General features: G+C 43.0%; 3 tRNA genes and 1 rRNA gene. All 4 read right to left on the bottom strand.

Going from position 1 to position 703, the window contains the following annotated elements:
- Positions 1-199: 199 nt before the first annotated feature.
- Positions 200-277 (bottom strand) — tRNA-Ile (locus GFS24_RS28955).
- A gap of 41 nt (positions 278-318) precedes the next feature.
- Positions 319-392 (bottom strand) — tRNA-Ala (locus tag GFS24_RS28950).
- A gap of 56 nt (positions 393-448) precedes the next feature.
- A tRNA-Ile gene (locus GFS24_RS28945) sits at positions 449-523 on the bottom strand.
- Positions 524-620: 97 nt separating this feature from the next.
- Positions 621-703, bottom strand: a 16S ribosomal RNA gene (locus GFS24_RS28940); the annotation flags it as partial.

The following is a 703-nucleotide window of genomic DNA, read 5'->3' as shown; positions in this document are numbered from 1 at the left end:
TCGTATCACACGTCTTTCAGTGTTTTACAACTTTATTTCCCAATATGTCAAAGAACTTGTTAACCACCAACCCCATAATTACTATGGTATTGTAACCTCTCAGTTAATGTGGTCAATTCTGTAAGTGCAGGAGTGTCGAACCCTTATGATCTATCATCCATTTGATGATAATCGTGCACTTGTTTGTAAAAGAACTTCTTGGTAGACCCGAGCAGATTTGAACTGCTGACCCCTACATTATCAGTGTAGTGCTCTAACCAGGCTGAGCTACGGATCTGAAACGGGTACTTTTTGTGTGAAGGAAATCTTCACTTTCTGTGGAGGATATCGGAGTCGAACCGATGACCCTCTGCGTGCAAGGCAGATGCTCTAGCCAACTGAGCTAACCCCCCAGATAAACTACGTCTTGGGCGATAAAAGTCAACCCTTTTGGTAGAATTTAGTTTAGTAGACCCGAGCAGATTTGAACTGCTGACCCCTACATTATCAGTGTAGTGCTCTAACCAGGCTGAGCTACGGATCTGGAACGGGTACTATCTAAATAGTAGTTTGAAAGAACTTTATAAGTGTCTTTAAAAATTAAAAGATGGAAACAACAGCGCAGGTATAATGCGCTCTAAAAAGGAGGTATTCCAGCCGCACCTTCCGATACGGCTACCTTGTTACGACTTAGCCCCAATTACCGATTTTACCCTAGGCGGCT

Origin of the sequence: Chitinophaga sp. SYP-B3965, from assembly GCF_009647655.1 — a bacterium.
Classification (GTDB): Bacteria; Bacteroidota; Bacteroidia; order Chitinophagales; family Chitinophagaceae; genus Chitinophaga.
The sequence above is the reverse complement of the archived record's forward strand: the minus strand, read 5'-3'. Positions and strand labels throughout refer to the sequence as shown.